The sequence below is a fragment of the Mesorhizobium sp. P160927 genome, assembly GCF_057766385.1.
In genome coordinates this window covers 4,212,950-4,235,853 of record NZ_JBYMDW010000001.1, presented here as the reverse complement: position 1 = coordinate 4,235,853, position 22,904 = coordinate 4,212,950, and the positions used below count along the sequence as shown (strand labels likewise).

The 22,904-nt window shown below is 62.0% G+C and carries 20 protein-coding genes and 2 pseudogenes; 10 read left to right on the top strand and 12 right to left on the bottom strand.

Annotation, left to right across the window (positions count from 1 at the left end; genetic code table 11):
• Window positions 1-504, bottom strand: a complete 504-nt coding sequence (locus AC3CB8_RS20735) for a SixA phosphatase family protein (protein ID WP_023773895.1) — start codon at window positions 502-504, stop codon at window positions 1-3.
• A gap of 274 nt (window positions 505-778) precedes the next feature.
• Here AC3CB8_RS20735 and dksA point away from each other — a divergent pair, with 274 nt between their 5' ends.
• Entirely contained in the window at window positions 779-1,195 is a 417-nt protein-coding gene (dksA, locus tag AC3CB8_RS20730) for an RNA polymerase-binding protein DksA (RefSeq protein ID WP_015317688.1), read from the top strand.
• Window positions 1,196-1,328: 133 nt separating this feature from the next.
• Here the strand turns inward: dksA and AC3CB8_RS20725 are convergent, their stop codons facing one another.
• On the bottom strand, window positions 1,329-2,081 hold the full coding sequence (locus tag AC3CB8_RS20725; RefSeq protein ID WP_352565296.1) for a hypothetical protein: 753 nt from the start codon (window positions 2,079-2,081) through the stop codon (window positions 1,329-1,331).
• Window positions 2,082-2,406: 325 nt separating this feature from the next.
• On the opposite strand from AC3CB8_RS20725, the gene cckA reads away from it, so the two are divergent.
• From cckA to AC3CB8_RS20710, 3 genes and pseudogenes are all read left to right on the top strand, one after another.
• On the top strand, window positions 2,407-4,983 hold the full coding sequence (cckA, locus tag AC3CB8_RS20720; protein WP_023783981.1) for a cell cycle histidine kinase CckA: 2,577 nt from the start codon (window positions 2,407-2,409) through the stop codon (window positions 4,981-4,983).
• 85 nt (window positions 4,984-5,068) lie between these two features.
• Entirely contained in the window at window positions 5,069-5,782 is a 714-nt protein-coding gene (locus tag AC3CB8_RS20715) for a purine-nucleoside phosphorylase (RefSeq protein ID WP_352565298.1), read from the top strand.
• 29 nt (window positions 5,783-5,811) lie between these two features.
• A pseudogene (locus AC3CB8_RS20710) lies at window positions 5,812-6,200 on the top strand (GMC oxidoreductase); the annotation flags it as partial.
• A gap of 53 nt (window positions 6,201-6,253) precedes the next feature.
• Here the strand turns inward: AC3CB8_RS20710 and AC3CB8_RS20705 are convergent.
• Window positions 6,254-6,661: a hypothetical protein gene (locus AC3CB8_RS20705; protein WP_023783984.1), complete on the bottom strand. Its 408-nt coding sequence runs from the start codon at window positions 6,659-6,661 to the stop codon at window positions 6,254-6,256.
• Window positions 6,662-7,052: 391 nt separating this feature from the next.
• Between AC3CB8_RS20705 and urtA the strand changes: the two are divergent.
• The 6 genes and pseudogenes from urtA to AC3CB8_RS20675 all read left to right on the top strand — a co-directional run.
• Window positions 7,053-8,285 (top strand): annotated as a pseudogene (gene urtA, locus AC3CB8_RS20700) (urea ABC transporter substrate-binding protein); the annotation flags it as partial.
• A 103-nt stretch (window positions 8,286-8,388) separates the two neighbouring features.
• Window positions 8,389-10,005 (top strand): urea ABC transporter permease subunit UrtB, encoded by a 1,617-nt coding sequence (gene urtB / locus AC3CB8_RS20695; RefSeq protein WP_023795234.1) that lies wholly within the window; start codon window positions 8,389-8,391, stop codon window positions 10,003-10,005.
• Complete coding sequence (urtC, locus tag AC3CB8_RS20690) at window positions 10,002-11,237, top strand: urea ABC transporter permease subunit UrtC (protein WP_352565300.1); 1,236 nt, start codon at window positions 10,002-10,004, stop codon at window positions 11,235-11,237. The genes urtB and urtC overlap by 4 nt, the downstream gene beginning before the upstream one ends.
• A 6-nt stretch (window positions 11,238-11,243) precedes the next feature.
• Complete coding sequence (urtD, locus tag AC3CB8_RS20685) at window positions 11,244-11,990, top strand: urea ABC transporter ATP-binding protein UrtD (protein WP_023773888.1); 747 nt, start codon at window positions 11,244-11,246, stop codon at window positions 11,988-11,990.
• Window positions 11,991-12,059: 69 nt separating this feature from the next.
• Window positions 12,060-12,755 (top strand): urea ABC transporter ATP-binding subunit UrtE, encoded by a 696-nt coding sequence (gene urtE / locus AC3CB8_RS20680; RefSeq protein ID WP_023773887.1) that lies wholly within the window; start codon window positions 12,060-12,062, stop codon window positions 12,753-12,755.
• Window positions 12,756-13,017: 262 nt separating this feature from the next.
• Window positions 13,018-13,194 (top strand): hypothetical protein, encoded by a 177-nt coding sequence (locus AC3CB8_RS20675; protein ID WP_013531844.1) that lies wholly within the window; start codon window positions 13,018-13,020, stop codon window positions 13,192-13,194.
• 37 nt (window positions 13,195-13,231) lie between these two features.
• Here the strand turns inward: AC3CB8_RS20675 and AC3CB8_RS20670 are convergent, their stop codons facing one another.
• From AC3CB8_RS20670 to AC3CB8_RS20630, 9 genes are all read right to left on the bottom strand, one after another.
• Window positions 13,232-14,380 carry a GGDEF domain-containing protein gene (locus AC3CB8_RS20670; protein WP_023773886.1) on the bottom strand — a complete coding sequence of 383 codons (1,149 nt, stop codon included), beginning with the start codon at window positions 14,378-14,380 and terminating at the stop codon, window positions 13,232-13,234.
• Between the two features lie 183 nt (window positions 14,381-14,563).
• Complete coding sequence (locus tag AC3CB8_RS20665) at window positions 14,564-15,370, bottom strand: DUF72 domain-containing protein (protein ID WP_352565303.1); 807 nt, start codon at window positions 15,368-15,370, stop codon at window positions 14,564-14,566.
• Window positions 15,367-16,821, bottom strand: a complete 1,455-nt coding sequence (locus AC3CB8_RS20660) for a hypothetical protein (protein WP_352565305.1) — start codon at window positions 16,819-16,821, stop codon at window positions 15,367-15,369. The genes AC3CB8_RS20665 and AC3CB8_RS20660 overlap by 4 nt, the downstream gene beginning before the upstream one ends.
• Window positions 16,822-16,928: 107 nt before the next feature.
• Window positions 16,929-17,435 carry a GNAT family N-acetyltransferase gene (locus AC3CB8_RS20655; RefSeq protein ID WP_352565376.1) on the bottom strand — a complete coding sequence of 169 codons (507 nt, stop codon included), beginning with the start codon at window positions 17,433-17,435 and terminating at the stop codon, window positions 16,929-16,931.
• Window positions 17,435-20,356: an excinuclease ABC subunit UvrA gene (uvrA, locus tag AC3CB8_RS20650; protein WP_023795228.1), complete on the bottom strand. Its 2,922-nt coding sequence runs from the start codon at window positions 20,354-20,356 to the stop codon at window positions 17,435-17,437. The genes AC3CB8_RS20655 and uvrA overlap by 1 nt, the downstream gene beginning before the upstream one ends.
• A gap of 698 nt (window positions 20,357-21,054) precedes the next feature.
• Window positions 21,055-21,354: a hypothetical protein gene (locus AC3CB8_RS20645; protein ID WP_023783992.1), complete on the bottom strand. Its 300-nt coding sequence runs from the start codon at window positions 21,352-21,354 to the stop codon at window positions 21,055-21,057.
• Between the two features lie 65 nt (window positions 21,355-21,419).
• The gene (locus tag AC3CB8_RS20640) at window positions 21,420-22,025 is read right to left on the bottom strand and encodes an ATP-dependent Clp protease proteolytic subunit (protein WP_023773880.1); all 606 of its coding nucleotides are present in this window, start codon (window positions 22,023-22,025) and stop codon (window positions 21,420-21,422) included.
• Between the two features lie 24 nt (window positions 22,026-22,049).
• Complete coding sequence (locus tag AC3CB8_RS20635) at window positions 22,050-22,511, bottom strand: SRPBCC family protein (RefSeq protein ID WP_352565308.1); 462 nt, start codon at window positions 22,509-22,511, stop codon at window positions 22,050-22,052.
• Window positions 22,508-22,822, bottom strand: coding sequence for an ArsR/SmtB family transcription factor (locus tag AC3CB8_RS20630; protein WP_023773878.1), 315 nt, complete (start codon window positions 22,820-22,822; stop codon window positions 22,508-22,510). Before AC3CB8_RS20630 ends, AC3CB8_RS20635 begins: the two co-directional genes overlap by 4 nt.
• Window positions 22,823-22,904 lie beyond the last annotated feature (82 nt).

Below are 22,904 nucleotides of genomic sequence, written 5' to 3'. Positions count from 1 at the left end.
TCAGGGATCGGCCGGTGTCAGGAACGCTTCGAGATAGCCCGCTCCCTGGGTCGCTTTCGCCAGATCGCCGGGGAAACGGACGACCGCAAGACCCGAAGTTGGAAAGCCATGATTGAGCATTGCCCGCTCCGCCTCGCCGCCATCGCCCGAAATCGCCATGGCGAGATCCTCCGTCATCGGGTTGTGGCCTATGACCAGCAATGAACCGGGGCCGCCATGATCCCGGACGAGGCGGAGATAGCAGGCCGCGTCCTCGCTGTAGAGCGCGTCGAAAAACAGCACCTTGCCTGTGTCGGTCTGGCCGGCCAGACCCTCGAGGGTTTCCCTGGCGCGTTTGGCGTTGGAGCACAGCGTCAGGTCCGGCACATAGGAGCGGGAACGCATCGCGGTCCCCATTTTTTCGGCATCGGCGTGGCCGGATGCGTCCAATGGACGATCGAAATCACGCATGCCCGGCAAGGCCCAACCGGCCTTGGCGTGTCGCAACAGATAAAGCCTGCTCACCCAACCTCCAACGTGCCCGAAAGCTGAAGTCCTGCCGCGATTAGCCACGAGAAAAGCCGCACGCACAATGGTGTGCGTGCTTCGGCGCGGCGAATCACTTGCAGGGAGATAGGCGAGGATCGTCGTACTTTCGCCATCAAAACAGATTTATGCCGCTCCGGAGAAGCTTGGAGACGCACTTTAACAATTGCGTGAGTCGGTGGCTGATTGCGCTTGTGCAGGCGTCTGGTGGCGAATATATAGGCGCCAAATTTGGGGCTGTTGGGTGAGTTGAATGAACGACATCGTTACCGCCGATTACGTACCCTCCGAAGACGAGCCGTTCATGAACGAACGGCAGAAATCCTACTTCCGGCAGAAGCTCGTCACCTGGAAAAATGACATCTTGCGCGAGGCGCGCGAAACCCTCGAAATCCTGCAGCAGGAAAACGCCAACCATCCCGACCTCGCCGACCGCGCCTCTTCGGAAACCGACCGCGCCATCGAGCTCAGGGCCCGCGACCGTCAGCGGAAACTCATCTCGAAGATCGATTCGGCGCTCCAGCGCATCGATGAAGGCACCTACGGCTATTGCGAAGAAACCGGTGAGCCGATCGCCTTGAAGCGGCTCGACGCGCGCCCGATCGCCACCTTGTCGATCGAAGCGCAAGAACGGCACGAGCGCCGTGAAAAGGTCTATCGCGACGATTGATAGACCGCCTTTGCATTGATTTCCAGATGGCCGGCTGTCCGGCCATTTTTCTTCGATGCGTGCCATCGTCAATAGTTTCGAACACGCTTGAATGCCGGCCAGCCACGTCACTGGCAGGCGACTCAGGCGCAGTTCATTTCTTTTGGCTTGAAAGTTCGCCCAACAGCCTGGTCATTTCATCGTCGAGCGAGGGCGGCGCCTTGGCTGCCGGTTTGCCTACCGGGCCGCCGGAGCGGGGCTGGTCGAGCGAAACCTCGAGTTCCTTCATCAGCGTGTCATCGATGCTGTCCCGCGTCGGCGCTGGTGGCGTGTGCCTGGCGGCATTGGCGTTGGCGGAGCCATAGGCAGGCAGCGGCGTGACATTGGTCGATGGATAGGCTTGCGCCGCTGGTTTCGGTGCGGGCGCCGGAGCCGGTGGTGGCGCCGCCGGACGCTGGCGGGCTGGCTGTGCCATGGCCACCGGCTGCGGAGCGGGTGCTTGTCTCGGAGGCACGGGAGGGGGCTGCGGCGACCGCGGCTTCGCAGCCGGGGCCGCGGCCGCCGGGACAGGCTGCAGGCCGCCGTCTCCGGTCAACGCCGGACGGCGCGGCGCGGCGAGGCGGATGTCGCGTTCGACAACGACGTCGGTCGGGCCGCCGATCAGAAGCAGATGTTCGATGTCGTCGCGTCGCACCAGCACCAGTCGGCGATGGCTGTCGACGGCGGTTGCGTCCATGACGGCGAGCCGTGTCTTGCGGTTGCGACCACCGGCGACAAACGTGCCGAAGGTCAGGTTGCGCACCAGCCTGACGATGATGAGAACGATGACCAGCAGGATCAGCGCCGCGAAGGTCCACAGGAGTGCCGCCGCATAACCGGGACCCGCCACGCTATCCAGCCACTGCATTGGTTTCCCCCGATCGGTTTGGAAGTGACGCGACACTAGACCGTTGCGACTGGCTACCGCAAGTTGCCTTCACGCATCGTGAACAGCTTGAAACACAGGGAAGGCCAGCCGACAGCATTTTTATCCGACATTTGCCGCCCGGGCCTTTTCCAGACCAGGAGAATGTGATTCAACCGGCTAAAGCGCGTCGCGCTGAAACGGATTCATGCGACGCGTTTCAGGTCCGTGTTTTTCATGCATGTCGCTTTCCCAAAACCGAAGTCATTTTGGGCGACATGCATTGGGGGCGGGTGTCGGAACATCGGATTTCATGAGCAGGGGGCATATGGCCAAGGAAGCGCGCGGCGATTTCTATCCGGCACCGATCGTCGACCAGAATACGCGACCGGGCGCGGTCACCCGGCTTATCATCTTCATCGTCGTCCTGACGGGCGCCGCAATCGTCTTCGGCTTTTTCCGCGAGCGCCTCGGCGATCCGTTCTTGCTCGGCATGCTCGGCGTACTGGCGATGATCGGTGTCGGCTTCCTGTTCGCGACCGCGATCGGCTTCGTGCAGATCACACCGCGCTCGACGGGCGACGAACTGTCCAAGGCCTTCGTCGATTCGATGTCGCAGGGCCTGCTGGTCACGGACACCAAGGGTCGTGTCGTCTACGCCAACCGCGCCTATGCCGATATGACCGGCGCCTCGTCGGCCGCTGACCTGAAGACGGTCGAAGGATTGCTCTCCGATGTCCCCGAAGCCTCGGTGACCATTTACCGGCTGGCGTCCGGCTTGCGTGACGGGCAGCCGGGCGACGGCGAGTTCCGGCTCGCGCAATCGATCCGGCCCGGGGCCGAACCGGGCGCGCGCTGGTACCGGGCACGCGCCCGCGCGTTCAGCGTTCCGGGCCAGCGGCTGCCGATGCTGGCCTGGCAGCTCGCCGACATTTCGCAAGAGCGGGCCGAGCAGGAGCGTTTCTTCCTCGATCTGCAGAAGGCAATCGACCACCTCGACCACGCGCCGGCCGGTTTCTTTTCGGCCGACCAGGACGGCCGCGTCACCTACATCAACGCCACGCTCGCCGGATGGCTGGGCATCGATCTCGCCAGCTTCACCCCCGGTGCCGTCGCCTTGCCGGATATTGTTGCCGGTGACGGCATGGCGCTGGTGCGCTCCGTCAAGGCGGACCCCGGCACGACGCGCAATGCGGTCATCGATCTCGATTTGACGACGATGACCGGCGAGGCGCTGCCGGTGCGCTTCATGCATCGCGTTTCGGCCAGCCGTGAGGGCGTCGGCGGGCCAACCCGCACCATCGTGCTCAACCGCACACAGGGCGAGGATGCCTCGGCCGACTTGCGCGCCTCGGAAGTGCGCTTCACCCGCTTTTTCAACTCGACACCGATGGCGATTGCCGGTGTCGATGCCAGCGGACGCATCCTGCGCACCAACGCGCCGTTCCTGTCGCTGTTTTCCTCGGTGGTCGATCGCGATGCCGTGGATCGCCGCGTGCGGCTCGACACGGTGATCCATGAGCGCGACCGGCCGGCCTTTGCGGCGGCGTTCGAGAAAGCCCGGCAGCGGCAGGCCGACATCGATCCAATCGAGACCGTGCTGCCCGGCAATGATGAGCGGCATATCCGTTTCTACGTCAACGCCGTGGCCGATGGCACCGGCGGCGAAGGGGCCGAGGAAGCGGCCATCGTCTACGCCGTCGAGACAACCGAGCAGAAGGCGCTCGAAGGGCAGATGGCGCAAAGCCAGAAGATGCAGGCCGTCGGCCAGCTCGCCGGTGGCATCGCGCACGACTTCAACAATGTGCTGACCGCCATCATCATGGCGTCCGACCTGCTTTTGACCAATCACCGGCCGTCGGATCCGTCCTTCCCCGACATCATGAACATCAAGCAGAACGCCAATCGCGCCGCCTCCCTGGTCAGGCAGTTGCTGGCCTTCTCGCGCAAGCAGACGCTGCGGCCGGAAGTGCTGAACCTCACCGACGTGCTCGCCGATCTCAGGATGCTGCTTGCCCGACTGGTCGGCAACGACATCAAGCTCAAGGTCGACCATGGCCGCGACTTGTGGCCGGTCAAGGTCGATATCGGGCAGTTCGAGCAAGTGGTGGTCAACCTGGCGGTCAACGCGCGCGACGCGATGCCGGCCGGCGGCGATCTCACCGTGCGCACCCGCAACGTGACCGCCGAGGAATGCAAGACCTTTCCCTATCGCGAACTCGCGGCCGCCGACTATGTGGTGGTCGAAGTCGAGGATACCGGTTCAGGCATCGCGCCCGACGTGCTGAAGAAGATCTTCGAGCCGTTCTTCACCACAAAGGAGGTCGGCAAGGGCACGGGCCTTGGTCTGTCCATGGTCTACGGTATCATCAAGCAGACCGGCGGCTTCATTTTCTGCGATTCCGAAGTCGGCAAGGGGTCGACCTTCCGCATCTTCCTGCCGCGTCACATCATGGAAGCGAAAACCGCAGCCGAAGCCGGTGAAGCGCCGGCGGCAGCGGCAGTCAAACTGGCCGATAGCACCAAGGATCTGTCCGGGTCGGCGACGGTCCTGCTGGTCGAGGATGAGGACGCCGTGCGCATGGGCGGCATGCGGGCACTGACCTCGCGCGGCTATACCGTTCACGAGGCATCCTCGGGCGTCGAGGCGCTGGAAGTGTTCGAAGCGCTGGGCGGCAAGGTCGACATCGTCGTTTCCGACGTGGTGATGCCGGAAATGGACGGACCGACCCTGCTCGGTGAGTTGCGCAAACGCCAGCCGGACATCAAGTTCGTCTTCGTCTCCGGCTACGCCGAGGACGCTTTTGCCAGGAACCTGCCGGCGGAGGCGCAGTTCGGCTTCCTGCCAAAGCCGTTTTCGCTGAAGCAACTGGCCACGATCGTCAAGGATGTCCTTGAATCCTAGGTGCTTCCAATGCGGCGCCCTTGCACGACGCCGTAACAACGCCATGATTCTTGAAAATACAGCAGGCGGGCTTGGGGAGCGGCTGTTGACGCCACACATCGAGGCAGGCAAAGGCGATTACGCCGACACAGTTTTGTTGCCGGGCGACCCGGAGCGCGCGGCGTGGATGGCGCGGACATTCTTGGACGCGCCGGCCTGCGTCAATCGCCGACGCGGCGCTCTCGGCTTTACCGGCTTGTTTCGCGGCAAGCCTGTCAGCATTCAGGCGACGGGCATCGGTGTTTCATCGTTCCTGATCTACGCCCATGAACTGCTTGACTTTTATGGCGTCCGAACACTGATCCGCACCGGTACCTGCGGCAGCCTGAGGGCCGAGGCAAAGCTGCGCAGCCTTGTGATCTCGCAATCGGCACGGCCTGAAAATACCGAGAGCGGTCAGGTCTTTGGCCTTTACGAAGCCGATGCTGGCCCGGATCCGGCGCTGCTGGCTTGCGCATTGACCAAGGCAGCCGCACTTGGCATCGACCACCACGCCGGCCTGACAGCCTGCACCGACATATTCTACCATCCTGAAGCGCGTGCCCGCTATGCCGACGCAAGGGCGCTCGGGGCGCTGGCAGTAGATATGGAAACCAGCGCTCTCTATCGCATATCGGCCCATTTCGGCGCGAGGGCATTGTCGCTGCTGACCGTCGTCGACAATCTGCTTACCGGCGAACAGACCGACTATTCCGAACGCCAGGCGCTTTTCACCGACATGAGCCGGCTCGCGCTCGAAGTCGCCACGGAAGGGCGCTAGGCGGCCTCTCGCTTCAACACCTCCTCCATGGCGGCTGGGGGCGTTCCTTCACCACCGCGCTCGACCACTAGACCACATGGCCGGCCTGTGGATCGTCGGTGAGGACATGCCCCGCGAGGAGAACCGCATCACGCTGCATGGCGACGAGAAGGACGAGCACGGCATGCCGATCGCCGATGTGCATTTCGACGACCATGCCAACGACACGGCAATGCGCAATCATGCCTACAAGCAGGCCACGGCGCTTTACGATGCGGTCGGCGCCACACGCACCTTCCCGACGCCACCCTATCCCTCGACGCACAATCTCGGCACCAACCGGATGAGCGAGAAGGCCGCCGACGGCGTCTCGCTGGCGATCCGCCAGGCCGACTATATCGCGCCGACCGGCTGGCCGTCCTTGGTAACATCCAGATGACATGAGAAGGCGGGCAGGATTGCGGACCGAGGTGGTGTCGTTGCCAGGAAGATCTACTGATTGCTTCCCCTGGTGCAAGTCGTGGCGGTGAAGGCGCCGTCGGGCTGTTTCATGATGATGTCGAAGGAGGGCGGACTCTGGCCGTCCAGCGTTGCCTGGGTGAGCGAGAGCGAGTTGCCGCCGGTGGTGTAACCGCCAACCGGTCCCAACCAGGAGATCACGCCGTTTGCATCCATCTGGTAGTTGTAGCCCTGCTGCGCGGTCCCGAACGTGACCGGGCCGCTGTAGACATTTCCCTTTATGGTGATGTCGCCGAGGTTGAGGAACATGCCGAGCAGGTAGGCCTCGCAGTGGTAGATGCCGTCGGGCATCCTGCCCTCGCTGAAGTCGGCTCGGGCGGCTCCGGTTGCCGCCGCCAGAGTCACTATGCCGATGAATATGCGTGAAATGGTTGATGTCATGATGCCGTCCGCTTGAACGACCAAGCTTGCCCTATTTTTGCGTCGCGCCGCAACATTTGCCGTCGGCGATCTGCCTCTAAGGTCAAAATATAGGCATGTGGGGAAAATGGGCAAAACTTAGGCATATGCTTTATGCGTTGCGTAAATTTCCCTCAATCAATTTTTAACCGGCTCTCTTTGTTTGATTCAATCCAATATAGCAACGCGCTGATAACGTTGGGCTATTCTGTGTGTTTCGGCATGCCTAAAGCGGTTGGCACGGGGGTTGCATTGCATAGTCGCGGTGCAATCAACCAGCTTGGGAGTCTTCCGTATGAGGGGTAATTTCTCGACAATAGCAAAAATGTTCTCGGCGAGCGTAGTTGCCGCCGGCCTGATGATGTCTGCTCCGGCCAGGGCCGCCGATGATACGATCAATGTCGGCATTCTTCATTCGCTGTCGGGCACGATGGCGATTTCGGAGACGACGCTGAAGGACGCCATGCTGATGCTCATCGACGAGCAGAACGCAAAGGGTGGCCTGCTCGGCAAGAAGCTTGAAGCCGTCGTCGTCGATCCGGCTTCCAACTGGCCGCTGTTCGCCGAAAAGGCGCGTGAGCTGATCTCGAAGGACAAGGTCGCCGCGGTGTTCGGCTGCTGGACCTCGGTGTCGCGCAAGTCGGTGCTGCCGGTGTTCTCCGAACTCAACAATATCCTGTTCTATCCGGTCCAGTATGAGGGCGAGGAAAGCGAGCGCAACGTCTTCTACACGGGTGCCGCGCCGAACCAGCAGGCCATTCCCGCCGTCGATTACCTGATGAGCGAGGATGGCGGTTCGGTGAAGCGCTGGGTGCTCGAAGGCACCGACTACGTCTATCCACGAACCACCAACAAGATCCTCGAAGCCTATCTGAAGGCCAAGGGCGTCGCGGCCGAAGACATCATGGTCAACTATACGCCGTTCGGCTTCTCCGACTGGCAGACCGAAGTCTCGGCGATCAAGAAATTCGGCTCGGCCGGCAAGAAGACCGCCGTCGTATCGACCGTCAATGGCGATGCCAACGTGCCGTTCTACAAGGAACTCGGCAACCAGGGCATCAAGGCCGAGGATATCCCGGTCATGGCCTTCTCGGTTGGCGAGGAAGAGCTTGCCGGTCTCGACACCAAGCCTCTGGTCGGCCATCTCGCCGCCTGGAACTATTTCGAGAGCGTCAACACGCCTGAGAACAAAAAGTTCATCGCCAACTGGCACAAGTTCATCAAAAATAACAAGCGCACCACCAACGACCCGATGGAAGCCCATTACATCGGCTTCAACATGTGGGTCAAGGCGGTCGAGAAGGCCGGCACCACCGATCCAGACAAGGTCATCGATGCCATGATCGGCGTTTCCGTGCCGAACCTGACCGGCGGCTACTCGACGATGATGCCGAACCATCACATCACCAAGCCGGTGCTGATCGGCGAAATCCAGGCTGACGGCCAGTTCGAAACGGTTTCGCGCACGCCGGGCCTTGTGATGGGCGACGAATGGTCCGACTACCTGCCGGACTCCAAGGATTTGATCTCCGATTGGCGCAAGCCGCTGTCGTGCGGCAACTTCAACGTTGCCACCGGCAAGTGCGGCGGCAAGGGCACAAACTGATCCTCCCGGGCTGGGCCTTCACGCCCAAGACCGCACGCGTCCGGACGGTTTCCTCCACTGTCCGGACGCGCCATTTCAAACCTTCAGGGATTAACACAAGCCGATGACCTTGATCCGCACGATTGGCCTGACGCTGTTGTTCCTGCTGGCGACACTGTCGTCGTCGGACGCAGGCGAAGCCGATCTGCGCGCCATCATCGCCAAGTTCGCTACCGCCAAGGGCTTTTCCGAGATCGGAGCCGTCGTGCATGACCTCGCCGCCACCGGCGATTCCTTGGTCGAACACCCGCTTTCGGCACTCGCCGACGGCAATCTCTATATCCGCGAAGCCGATTCCCTGGTCTTTGTTGGCAAGGAAGCCGGCGAAAGCGTCCAGCTTTTCGATCCGCTCAGCAGCGAAGCATCGGGCGAGGCTGCCAAGGACGACGTCGCCAAGATCAAGGTCAACAACACGCTGCGCCGCGTTATCCGCGATGCGCTCGGCACGTTGACGCTTGGCGCCAAGGATCCGGCCGTGCGGCTGGCCGCCGCCGGCACCATGTTCAAGACGCCCGATGCAGCCAACATCGAGCCACTCGACACGGCAATCGCCAGCGAGACCGTGGCCAGCGTCAAGGCTCTGCTCGAACAGGCCCGCGCGGCCTCGGTGCTTGTTTCCGACAGGCCCGAGACCGACAAACTCGCCGCGGTCGCCCTGATCGGCGCGCGTGGCGACCGCGACGCGGTTTCGCTACTCACTTCGGTCGAGGCCAGTGCCTCCGGCGCGGTCAAGGACGCGGCGACGGCAACGATCGCCAACATCAATTCGACGCTGGCCTTGTGGGATGCCGGACAGAACATCTGGTACGGGATTTCGCTGGGTTCGGTGCTGCTGCTGGCCGCGATCGGGCTTGCCATCACATTCGGCGTCATGGGCGTCATCAACATGGCGCATGGCGAGATGGTGATGCTTGGCGCCTATACGACCTTTGTCGTCCAGCAGGTGATCCGGACGTCCTTTCCCGGCCTGTTCGACTGGTCGCTGGTGATCGCGCTGCCGCTCGCCTTCCTGGTCGCGGCATTCGTCGGTCTCATCATCGAGCGCGGCGTGATCCGGTTCCTGTACGGCCGGCCGCTGGAGACGCTGCTGGCGACCTGGGGCGTCTCGCTCATCCTGCAGCAGGCGGTGCGCTCGATCTTCGGACCGACCAACCAGGAGGTCGGCAATCCGTCCTGGATGTCCGGCTCCTTCGACGTCGGACAACTGGCCATCACCTGGAACCGTCTGTGGATTCTGGTGTTCGCGCTCACGGTGTTCGGCATGTTGCTCTATGTGATGAAGCGCACGCCCTGGGGGCTGCAGATGCGCGCCGTCACCGCCAACCGCCGCATGGCCGCCTCGATGGGCATCAGGACGCCCTGGGTCGACGCGCTGACCTTCGCGCTGGGATCCGGCATCGCCGGCATCGCCGGCGTCGCGCTCAGCCAGATCGACAACGTCTCGCCCAATCTTGGTCGCGGCTACATCATCGACAGCTTCATGGTGGTCGTCTTCGGCGGTGTCGGCAATCTCTGGGGTACACTGGTCGGCGCCTTTTCGCTCGGCATCGTCAACAAGGTTCTCGAGCCATATGCCGGCGCGGTGCTCGGCAAGATCGTCGTGCTGGTGCTGATCATTCTGTTCATCCAGAAGCGCCCGCGCGGCCTGTTCGCGCTCAAGGGCAGGGCGGTGGAAGCATGATATCGGGACCATTCTTTGCCGCTGGCGCGGACCGCCGCATCGGCATCACCATCTTCATCCTGCTGGCAGTGGCTATAATCGTGCCGGTGCTTAACCTAGCCGTCTCGCCGACAAGCGCCTTCTACATTCCGTCCTATATCGTGGCGCTGACCGGCAAATATCTCTGCTATGCGCTGCTGGCGCTCTCGCTCGATCTGGTCTGGGGCTATTGCGGCATCCTCTCGCTCGGCCACGGCGCCTTCTTCGCGCTCGGCGGCTATGCGATGGGAATGTATCTGATGCGCCAGATCGGCTCGCGCGGCGTCTACGGCAACCCGATCCTGCCCGATTTCATGGTGTTCCTGAACTACAAGGAATTGCCCTGGTTCTGGACCGGTTTCGACCATTTCTGGTTTGCCGCCATCATGGTGCTGGCGGTGCCCGGCCTGCTTGCCTTCATCTTCGGCTGGTTCGCCTTCCGCAGCCGGGTCACAGGTGTCTACCTCTCCATCATCACCCAGGCGATGACCTATGCGCTGCTGCTTGCCTTCTTCCGCAACGACATGGGTTTCGGAGGCAATAACGGCCTGACCGATTTCAAGGATATCCTGGGCTTCAACGTGCAGGCCGATACGACGCGTTCGGCACTGTTCGCGGCCAGCGCGGTGATGCTGGCACTCGCCGTTTTCATCACCTGGGCGATCGTCGGCTCCAAATACGGCAAGCTGCTGATGGCCGTGCGCGACGCCGAGAGCCGCACGCGCTTCCTCGGCTGGCGGGCCGAGAACGTAAAGCTGTTCGCTTTCACCGTTTCGGCCGTCATGGCAGGCATTGCCGGCGCACTCTATGTGCCGCAGGTCGGCATCATCAATCCAGGCGAATTCGAGCCGTCCAATTCGATCGAGGTGGTGATCTGGGCGGCGGTCGGCGGCCGCGGCACTATTGTCGGGCCGATCATCGGCGCGTTGCTGGTCAATGCTGGCAAATCCTGGTTCACCGGGGTGCTGCCGGAATTCTGGCTGTTCGCGCTCGGCGGCCTGTTCGTCGCCGTCACCTTGCTCCTGCCCAAGGGCATCATAGGCATGTGGGACAGCTGGCGTGGCAATGCCAGGGCGCTGCGCGTGGCGTCCCTGGCTGAAGAAGCCGGCACCGAGGTTGGCATCGCGTCCGCGACATCCAAGCCTGTCCGCTCGCCAGCGCGAAATCCAGGCGAATGGTCCTTGTCCGACCCCGAACCGCAGGCGGCGGAGTAAGCGCCCATGAGCAAATCCAACACTATCCTCTATCTTGACGGCGTCTCGGTGTCCTTCGACGGCTTTCGCGCCATCAACAATCTGTCCCTGGTGCTCGACAAGGGCGAGATGCGCGCCATCATCGGCCCCAACGGCGCCGGCAAGACGACGATGATGGACATCGTCACCGGCAAGACGAGGCCGGACGAAGGCGAAGTGTTCTTCGACGGCCAGGTAGATCTCACAAGGCATGATGAAGCCGAGATCGCCATGATGGGCATCGGCCGCAAATTCCAGAAGCCGACCGTTTTCGAAAGCCACACGATCGAAGAAAACCTGATGCTGGCGATGAAGGGTCCGCGTTCGATTTTCCCGGCGCTGTTCCATCGCCAATCGCCCGCCGAGGCGCGGCAGATCGATAATATCCTTGGCATCATCCGGTTGGGCGACAAGCGCCGCGAATTCGCCGCCAATCTAAGCCACGGCCAGAAACAATGGCTCGAAATCGGCATGCTGCTGGCGCAGGACCCGAAGCTGCTTCTGGTCGACGAGCCGGTTGCCGGCATGACCGATGCCGAGACCGAGGAGACCGCGCGGCTGCTCAGGGATATCGCCCGCGACCACTCGGTCATTGTCGTCGAGCACGACATGCATTTCGTCCGCGAACTCGGCGTCAAGGTTACCTGCCTGCATGAGGGCTCGGTGCTCTCGGAAGGGACGCTCGATTTCGTTTCGGCCGACGAGCGCGTCGTCGAAGTCTATCTGGGGAGATGAGCATGCATTGGCGGGTTCAATTCCATCGCTTCGACATGTCGTTTCTTCGGTTCTGGAGAAGGGGCTGACATGCTCGAGGTTTCCAATGCCACGCTCCACTACGGCGCCGCTCAGGCGTTGCGCGGGGTGTCGCTGAAGGCGGGTGCGGGCAAAATCACCTGCGTGCTCGGCCGCAACGGCGTCGGCAAGACCAGTTTGATGAGATCGATCGTCGGCCACCACAGGTTGACGAGCGGAAGCGTTGCCTTCGAGGGGAAGGCGCTCGACCGGAGCGCGGCGTATGACCGCGCCCGGTCGGGCATCGCATTCGTGCCGCAGGGCAGGGAGATCTTTCCGCTGCTCAGCGTGCGGGAAAATCTCGAATCCGGCTTCGCGCCCTTGAAGCGCGCCGACCGTAACGTGCCGGCGCACGTCTTCGAGCTGTTTCCAGTGCTCAAGCAGATGCTTGGCCGCCGTGGCGGCGATCTCTCCGGCGGTCAGCAACAGCAGCTCGCCATCGGCAGGGCACTCGTGATGCGACCGAAGCTGCTGGTGCTCGACGAGCCGACCGAAGGCATCCAGCCCTCCGTCATCAAGGATATCGGCCGCGCCATACGCTACCTGCGCGACCAGGCCGGCATTGCGGTGCTTCTGGTCGAACAGTATCTCGATTTCTGCCGCGAACTCGCCGACGAGGTCAACATCATGGATCGCGGCCTGATCGTCCACACCGGCCCGGCGGAAGATTTAGACCGGGCTGATGTCCGCAAATTCCTCACGGTCTAGAATCGGCACCAGACTTCATTGAAGATTTCAAGTTTATTGGCAAGTCCAATATTTCTTACATCCATCATCTGCGTCTCTGGCACATGCAACATCGCATGCTAGTCTTTCCGTGGCTTTGTGAGTCGGCCGTTTCCGTATCAGTCTGGTTATCACGGATCGCGGCGCGGCAAAGGCCCTGCAAGTTCCACGCAAGCAAGGCTTCCTAGCTTCCCGATCTGATTGTCGTTCAAACGCGTTTGGGCACACAGGCTAAGGGACTGCCATGGAACGTTACGTCGAAGACTACCAGAAGCGGCGGCTTACCGAACGCGTCGACATCATCGCCGCCATCAACATTCTGAGGTCACAGGGCTGTGACTACGACGACCTGATCGAGGAGATCACCAAGGTCTTCTATGTCGACCTCGATACCTTCAATGAAATCGTCATGGCGGCCTAATGCATGTCGCCTGGCTGGCTTGGCATGATACGCGCGTTTAGCTCGCGCGTCGGAATGGAGAGGCGGTGACGCGGTTGCGGCCTCCGCGCTTGGCGTCATAGAGCGCCTTGTCGGCGGCGCTGAGCACCTTGTCCAGGCTGATCCCCTCTTTGCTGCCAAACGCAAATCCGGCGCTGACCGTACAGGTGAGGGAACCGGCTTCGGTTTCTATCAGTCGCGTCGCGAAAGCCGCCCGGATGCGCTCGGCTGCTTGCTCGACGGTCTCCGGCAGCGTGCGCTTCAGCACCAGCGCGAATTCCTCGCCGCCCATGCGCGCTGCGACGTCGGCCGGCCGAAGGTTGGCTGTCAACTCGTTGGCGAACACCCTCAGCACTTCATCGCCCGCCGCATGGCCGAATTCGTCGTTGATGGTTTTGAAGTTGTCGAGGTCGAAGACGACCACCGCTGTAAAGGCGCCGACCGGGACATGGCCATGCATGTCGAACAGCGCTCGCCGGTTGAGCAGGCCAGTCAGGGAATCCGTCTGGGCGTCGCGATGGTGGTGCCTCGCCAGACGCCCCTGATTGAGGGCAAGCGAGAGCGCGCCAATGCCTGTCATGCTGGCGATAACCACGATGAGGCTGAGTTCCTCGGCCCAATTGCTTGGTGCATGTCCGAGCACCAGTTTTCCTTCCCAGGCGAGAACCATGGCGCAGAGCCCGAAGGAGGTGGCCGTGGCCGAATAGAGCGCAGTGATGCCGATCGTCAGGGCGGGTGCTTCATCACGGCCCTTCCAGTATTCGAACGCCGTGACGAACAGGAGCACGGCGGCAAACATGTTCTCCGCCATGAAGCCGAGGCCATCATAACCCAGGGCCATGGGGGGCAATGCTATCGCGAGCGAATAGCACCCCCACACGGCCCGCGGCAGTGGCGAGCCGCCGGTTCGGAACTGATAGGCCGCACCCAGCATGGCCGAAAAGCCGATCAGCAGAAACGCCGAGGTCGCGATGCCGAGCAGGCGTCCCGGCATCTCGATATAGGCGTCATAAATAAAAATATCGCCGACCACGAACACCAGGCTGATCGCCCATGTCAGCAGGAATTTTTCCGAGCGGGCGGTCAGCCACATCCCGAACAATGTCAGGCTGAGGCAAACGGCAGAGAAACCGACGGCCAGCAGAAGCGAAGTGTAGTCGAGCGACATGCCCTCTTTCCCTGCCGGCGGCGGTCCCAGCTCCGCGGCTTGGCGTCGGCGCATTCATGCGGCAAGGAAGTGTCGATAAGGTTACGATCGTGGCGAAGATGCCCAGGAACAGGCGCTTTGCTACGCTCAATACGCACAGGCTATGTGCTTATTGTGTGTAGCTGGAAACCGACCGACGCCCTTTCAGTCGGCTACCCGCTTCATCAATGCCATCGCCCCGAACGGCGCCCGCACCTTGCCCTCGCTGATGAAGTAGACGAACACGTCGCGCGGCTGGACCGGGGCGTCGGTGGCGGGGTCGGCGCGCCGCAGATCGGCGGGCTGCTTGCCTACCGCCCAGACCTTGGCCCGCGCCGCCCATTCGTCGAGGCCCTTTGGCGTATAGCAATCAGGATTGTCGTCGCTGCCGGTCTGCAGCCGCGCATAGATGAAATCGCCAGTGATGTCGGCGATGTCAGGATATTTGGCATGGTCGGCATAGACGATCGCCGCCTTGTACTTGCGGGCGAGCGCTGGGAACTCCGGCACGATGAAACTGTCGTTGCGCACCTCCAGCGCGTGGCGCAGCGCGACACCGTCCTGCTTTTCCGGCAGCAGCTTCAGAAACGCCTCGAAATCGTCCGGATCGAACTTCTTGGTCGGCGCGAACTGCCATAGGATCGGTCCCAGCTTGTCGCCGAGCGCGGCAACGCCGGAACCCAGGAAACGCATCATCGATTCAGCGGCCTCGCCCAGCACGCGCCGGTTGGTGACGAACCGGTTGCCTTTCAGCGAATAGACGAAATTGTCAGGCGCCTCGTTGGCCCATTTGACGAACGTCGGCTCCTTGAAACTCGAATAATAAGTGCCGTTGACCTCGATGCTCGGCACCTGCCGGGTGGCGTAGTGCAGTTGCTTGGCCTTCGACAGTTTCTCGGGATAGAAGGACGTGTCCCAGGGTTCGAAGGTCCAGCCGCCCACGCCGGCGCGGATTGTTCCCGATTTGCTCATTGTATTTCTCCCTGTCGCTTGATGTGCGCGGTCGTCCCACGAGGGTCAAGAAAACCGGCAAACCCGCTCTTGTCCGTTGCCAAACCACCAGAACCGTTGAGGACACTCATTGCCATCGGCCCCAGGTTCTGCATGCCGATGACCTTCGAGGCATCGAGCTTGTCCCCGACGACAATGAGGAAGCCGCCCGGGGCGTGATTGCCGGGCCTCAATCCCGGTGGCTTGGCTTCAATACGTCCGAGTCTGGATGAGCGCACCGCCCCCGGGCACAAGCCAGCGCCATAATGCACTAAGAGATCAGGCAGTTCGGTCGCGCGCGTGCCGGCATGCTGTAGAGCCGCCCTGTCGATCAGCGTGATCACCGGCTGGCTGGTCTGATCGTCCCTCAATTCCATCAGGAGGAACTCAATTTGGTCGAGCAGTCTCAATCGCTCGATCTCAATGCCAGCATCCTTGAAAACCACGGATGGATTGATGCGAAGAGCCGTGCAGTTCTCGTTGTAAGGCAGCATTTCGCAAAGCGGCCACCAGTGCTGGTCCCTGGCTTTCACGACATTGCGCATAAACCGAGTCCAATGCGTTTCACCGAGAATGCGGTTCATACGGTCGACAATTGCTGGCATCAGGTGAGCCAGCGTAGCGTTCGGCTGCATTTCAGTCGTCGAGAAGACCACGATCTCGGTGTCCGGGCCGGCTGAGGAGACGAGATCGCCGATTGCTCGATCAATGTCGCCAAGAATCATGTCGATTGGGGCGCCGAGCCGACTGTTGCGGGCCGGGTCGAACTTCGGATCGGCTGCGTCGACGAGATCCCAAAGTGCATGGCTGGCGCAGTGAGCATCCTTGAACCCGACAATGAACAGATCCCAAGCTTCGCTGCCCAGATAGTGCAGGGCGGCGGCACCTTTCCGGGCGACCGCAAGGCGTAGATTGACCACGACCGCCATGGCCTCGGTGTCGTCCAATCGGCCTTCATGGTCACATCTGCTCGGCGGCGCTGCGCCGAAACGCGTGACGACGTCATTGGCAAGCGCTGCCGGATAGCTTTTGGGGTCGCGGAAATAACGTCCATGGACAAGCCAGTCGGCGAGATGGATGCCATTGAACTGTCGCGGGAGGCGGCATTTCGGAATGTCGAAGACGGCTATCCTGAGATCCGGCGCCGTTTCCCAGAACGTCTCGCGGTCGATCTCATCGGTGCAGGCCAAGCCGAATTTGCCGCTGCGCAGCCGTTGCTCATAGTGATAGCGACCGTGTTCACCCATGCCGGACGCGTATTGAAACGAGGCCCACAGCGCATCATCCGTCGCGCCCGCATGTGCGGTCAGATATTTGACCCTGCCACGTGCCCGCAACGCGGTGAGACTGGGCAGCATACCGTCCTGGCTGGCCCGGTCGACCAAGGCTCCATCCGCTCCGTCGAGCGCGATCATGAGAACCCGTGTGGTCACGATGTTTCTCCCGGGGCCACGATCCAAGGACCGAAAATCCGGCCGTCCATGCCACGCCGGATATCCCCATCATTGCTCATTGCCGTCCCCCCGATAGTCAACAGCGATCACGACGCAGAGGTTGTGTCGAACGCCTTCGCCATGTCGACGAGCACCCATCCTGGCCGGTAGGGATTGGGCCGGCGACCGGTTTCGCGATAACCATAAGCAAGATAGAGCGCGATGTTGCGTTCCATTTTCGCGTTGGTGTAGAGCCGTATCTCCGGCAGGCCCCACTGCCGCGCCTGCTCGTCGGCGTGTTTCAGCAATGCAATACCGAACCCCTTGCCCTGGAAGGCAGGCGACACCGCGACGGAGAAAATCATCGCGTGATCTTCATGCCGCTCCAGCGCGATCACTCCGGCGAGTTCGCCGTCACTCTCCAGCAGCCAGACCTCGCCTTGGGCGATACGCGGCGCATACTCCTCGGTAACCGGGATCGGCGGTGCGTCGAGTATAGCGGAGTAGGGAGCGTAGGCGGCTTGCGTCAGCGCGATGATCGCGGCGAGGTCTTCGGGGCCGGCAAGCCTCACGCCAAAGCTGCTCTGGATCGTGATGGAATCATCCTTACCCATCACTCCGCCGCTTCGCGCTTGCCTCCGGGGCGACGCTCCAGCAACTCCTTGAGGAACTGGCCGGTGTAGCTGCGCTTTTCGCGCACGATCGCTTCCGGCGTGCCCGAGGCGACAAGTTCGCCGCCGCCGTCACCGCCCTCGGGGCCGAGGTCGAGCACCCAGTCGGCGGTTTTTATCACTTCGAGATTGTGCTCGATGACCACCACCGTATTGCCCTGGTCGACCAGTTCGTGCAGCACTTCCAACAGCTTGGCGACGTCGTGGAAATGCAGGCCGGTGGTCGGTTCATCGAGAATGTAGAGCGTCTTGCCGGTCGCCTTGCGCGACAGTTCCTTGGCGAGCTTGATGCGCTGCGCTTCTCCGCCGGAAAGCGTCGTCGCCTGCTGGCCGATGTGGATGTAGCCCAGCCCAACCTGCTTCAGCGTCTCCAGCTTGTCGCGCACGCCAGGCACGGCGGCGAAGAAATCGACGCCTTCCTCGACGGTCATGTCGAGCACGTCGGCGATCGACTTGCCCTTGAACAGGACGTCGAGCGTCTCCCTGTTGTAGCGCTTGCCATGGCAGACGTCGCAGGTGACGTAGACGTCGGGCAAAAAGTGCATCTCGATCTTGATGACGCCGTCGCCCTGGCAGGCCTCGCAGCGGCCGCCCTTGACGTTGAAGGAGAAGCGGCCCGGCTGATAGCCGCGCGCCTTCGCTTCCGGTAGCCCGGCGAACCAATCGCGGATCGGCGTGAAGGCGCCGGTATAGGTGGCGGGGTTCGAACGCGGCGTCCGCCCAATTGGCGACTGGTCGATGTCGATGACCTTGTCGAGAAACTCCAATCCCTCAATGCGGTCATGCTCGGCCGGATGCTCGCGCGAACCCATGATGCGGCGCGAGGCCGCCTTGAACAGCGTCTCGATCAGGAAGGTCGACTTGCCGCCGCCCGATACGCCGGTGACGGCGGTGAAGGTGCCGAGCGGGATTTCGGCGGTGACGTTCTTCAGATTGTTGCCGCGCGCGCCGATGATCTTCAGCCGCCGGTTTTTCTTCGCCTCGCGGCGCATGCCGGGCGTTGCCACTTCGAGCGCCCCCGACAGATATTTGCCGGTGATCGAATTGGGGTTGGCCATCACCTGCTGCGGCGTGCCCTGGGCGATGATCTCGCCGCCATGGATGCCGGCGGCCGGACCCATATCGACGACATAGTCGGCATGCAGGATGGCGTCCTCGTCATGCTCGACGACGATCACGGTGTTGCCGATGTCGCGCAGATGCTTGAGCGTATCGAGCAGGCGCGTGTTGTCGCGTTGGTGCAGGCCGATCGACGGCTCGTCCAGCACATAGAGCACGCCGGTCAGGCCCGAGCCGATCTGGGAGGCCAGCCGGATGCGCTGGCTTTCGCCACCTGACAGCGTGCCGGAATTCCGCGACAAGGTGAGATAGTCGAGCCCGACATCGTTGAGGAAACGCAGACGCTCGCGGATTTCCTTCAAGACGCGGACAGCGATCTCGTTCTGCTTGTCGTTGAGCTGCGCCGGCAGGTCGGTGAACCATTTGTCGGCGTTGCGGATCGACTGTTCCGTCACTTCGCCAATGTGTTTGCCGCCGATCTTCACCGCCAGCGCCTCCGGCTTCAGCCGGTAGCCCTTGCAGACCGGGCAGGGCGTTGCCGACATGAAACGCTCGATTTCTTCGCGCATCCAGGCGGATTCGGTCTCCTTCCAGCGGCGCTCGAGATTGGGGATGACGCCTTCGAAGGTCTTGGTCGTCTTGTAGGAGCGCAGGCCGTCATCATACTGGAAGGTGATCTCGCGCTCGCCGGTGCCGCGCAGGATCGCTTCCTGGGCCGACGTTGAAAGATCCTTGAACTTGTCGCCGAGTTTGAAGTCGTAAGCCTTGCCCAATGCCTCGAGCGTCTGCGAGTAATAGGGCGAGGTCGATTTCGCCCATGGGCTGACGGCGCCGTCGCGCAACGACACGTTCTCGTCGGGCACCACAAGGTTTGGGTCGATGGCGCGCTGGCTGCCGAGACCGTCGCAGGTCGGGCAGGCGCCAAACGGGTTGTTGAAGGAGAACAGCCTGGGCTCGATTTCCGGAATGGTAAAGCCGGAGACCGGGCAGGCGAACTTTTCCGAGAACAGGATGCGCTCATGCGTCTCGTTCTTCGACTTGTTGACCGAATCCTCGCCAGTCTGGCTGGCATCGAGCGGCTTGTCGGCAAACTCAGCCACCGCCAGCCCCTCGGCCAGCTTCAATGCCGTCTCGATGGAGTCAGCAAGCCTTGTGGCAAGGTCGCCCCGCACGACGATGCGGTCGACGACGACATCGATGTCGTGCTTGTATTTCTTGTCCAGCGCCGGCACATCGGCGATTTCATAGAAGACGCCGTCGACCTTGACGCGCTGGAAGCCCTTCTTCTGCAACTCCAGCAGTTCCTTGCGGTACTCGCCCTTGCGGCCGCGCACGATGGGCGCCAGCAGGAACAGGCGCGTGCCTTCCTCGACCGCCAGCACCCGGTCGACCATCTGGCTGACTGTCTGGCTCTCGATCGGCAGGCCGGTGGCCGGCGAATAGGGCACGCCGACGCGGGCAAACAAAAGGCGCATATAGTCGTAGATCTCGGTGACGGTGCCGACCGTGGAACGCGGGTTCTTCGACGTGGTCTTCTGCTCGATCGAGATGGCCGGCGACAGGCCGTCGATCTGGTCGACGTCCGGCTTCTGCATCATTTCGAGGAATTGCCGGGCATAGGCCGAGAGGCTCTCGACATAGCGGCGCTGGCCTTCGGCATAGATGGTGTCGAAGGCGAGCGACGATTTGCCGGAGCCCGACAGGCCGGTCATGACGATCAAGCTGTCACGCGGCAGGTCGAGATCGACATTCTTCAGATTGTGTTCGCGCGCCCCGCGAATGGAAAGATATTTATGGTCGGCCATATCAGGTCGCCGCCTCGGATCTGGAATTTGTGGGATCGGCGGGTTTCCCCGACCGTTCCCTATGTAGTTATTTTTGCCGCCACGTCGAGAGACGCCACAATTCTCGACAGAAGTCGTTTAACCGCCTTTCGCGCGAGGGGGCAAGCGGAAAGAACAAAGGCCGAACACGCTCCTGACAAAGCTGTGCGGAAACTGACCCGAACGTAGGCTCCCGGCGATCACATTTTTCCGTAACCGGCTATTGATGGTTGACGCGGCCAACGCACGGGAGCAGTCTTCGAAAGTCAGCGAAGCCGGCCGTCTATCGATGGCCTCGCCGCCCCAAGGCGGCCTGCGAGACGCCGCAGGCATTTGCGATTTGCGCTTCACGACGACAATGTCGCAACGGACAAGAGGAGCGGAGCATGACGCCACCGGATAGTCCCCCAGGGCTTCAGTTGTTACTGGAGCCGCGGCAGGCATAAGTGCCAAGGGCAGGTGTTTTCGCCGCCCGACAAACCGTGACCTGCCGTATCCCTGAAAATCAGAGACTGCTAGTCGGATCGTCGGCTGAATGCCGCGAAGCATCCGAAATCAAACGCCGGCAGTACACTCCCGGCAAAAAATGGATTTGAGATCCAGAAAAGCCCCGTCCGTTTGCCCAAGGCACGGCGGGGCTGTTCTTTTGGGCGGCTCCAGTTGGAAGGCCCGATCTTTGCCTATCTGGGTGGCTTGATCCCGCCAGCTCCGACATCGACGGTGATGCTGCCGGAAATCCTGACGTCGGTATTGCCGATCTTGAACTGCCCGTTGCCGCTGCTGGGGAACGCGTCGTCGGGTTCGGGCGCCGGGGCCGGCTTGGCGATGCGATAGTCGCCGGTTACGCCGGGCAGGGCGCTTTTCCGGACCGACGACGAGGCGTCGTCGGCAAGTGCCGATCTGGACACGAGGCCAACGATGGCAAGCACCAAGGCGGCGGTGACACGGTGCGATGTTCTTGATCGATTAGTGTCGGTCATCCCCTTGTTATAGGGGCCTGCCGCCACCGGAACCAGAGCGGGATCGTCAAATCTTCGACGAGCAGCTACGCAGCCTTTTTGCGGGTGTCGAACACATGGTCGACAATGCCCCAGGCCTTGGCCTCGCGAGCGGTCATGAAATGGTCGCGGTCGAGCGTGCGCTCGACGTCTTCATAGCTGCGGCCGCAGTGCTGGGCGTAGAGTTCGGTCATGTGGCGTTTGGTCTGGCCGATGCGTTCGGCGTGCCGCTGGATGTCGGAAGCCTGGCCCTGGAAGCCGCCCAGCGGCTGATGCAGCAGGATAGTGGCGTTGGGCAGTGCGATGCGGCGCCCGGCCGTGCCCGCCATCAGCAGGAACGATCCCATCGATGCCGCAAAGCCCATGCACACGGTCGACACCGGGCAACTGATATACTGCATCGTGTCGTAGATGGCGAAGCCGCTGGTCACCATGCCGCCCGGCGAGTTGATGTAGAGCGAGATCTCCTTCTCGGGATTGTCCGACTCCAGCGACAAAAGCTGCGCGCAGACCAGCGCCGAGACGTCGTCGTTGATCTCGCCGTTGACGAAGACGATGCGCTCGCGCAGCAGCCGCGAAAAAATGTCGAATGCGCGTTCGCCGCGGCTCGATTGCTCGATTACCATCGGCACAAGACTGGCAACACCGCTCATTTTTCTGTCTCCAATTTTCCGTGTTCAGGCCGCGTGCAGCAGCAGAAGGCGTGGTGTGTTCGCGGCTATAGGCGTTCCGGCCCCGCGCAGCGAAAGCCGGCAGCCGGCCCCCGCCATGGCCACGGCCGGCATCGCCTTGCCAGCAAAGCCGTCATGGACGATGCGCAGATGGGTGCCGCCGGAAACGGTACGGGCGAGTGTGAAGGTGACGGTGCTGTCCAGTGGGTGCGCGGCATCGTCCGACTTCTCGTGCCAGGAATAGCGCAGCAGGCGCTCGGGCTCGGCATCGAGAATCTCGCATTGGATCGCCGCGTCTTGACCGGCGAAGGCAAAGCGGCTGCCGGTCTGCGGCCTGATGTCGTTGGGCATCATCCAGGCGGCGAGCAGTTCCGGCACGGTAAGCGCCCGCCAAACCTTTTCCGGCGGCTCGGCAAGATCGTATTCGAACTCGATCGCATCGGGAGAGACTTCGCTTTGGCTCTTCATTGATCCATGTCCTTCAAAACCGTCTTCAGCCTTTCGATGCGCTCCGGCCAGAAGGTACGGTAGCGTTCGATCCATGAGAGCAGCGGGGCAAGCCCCCGCGGATCCGCACGATAGTAGGCGTTGCGGCCGGCCCGACGCTCGACGACGAGGCCGGCGCCCCGCAGCACCGCCAGATGCTGCGACACCGCCGGCTGCGACACCGTCAAGCCGTTGCGCAATTCCGACACGCTCATCTCACTTGTGGCGAGACGCTCGAAGACAGCACGGCGTGTCGGGTCGGCCAAGGCGCGGAAAATCTCTGCTTCGATCATGACAAAAGCATAAGTCGATACTTATCGATTTGGCAAGCGGTGTTTTGAGACCCATATACAGCGCTCGGGCATTGCTGCCATT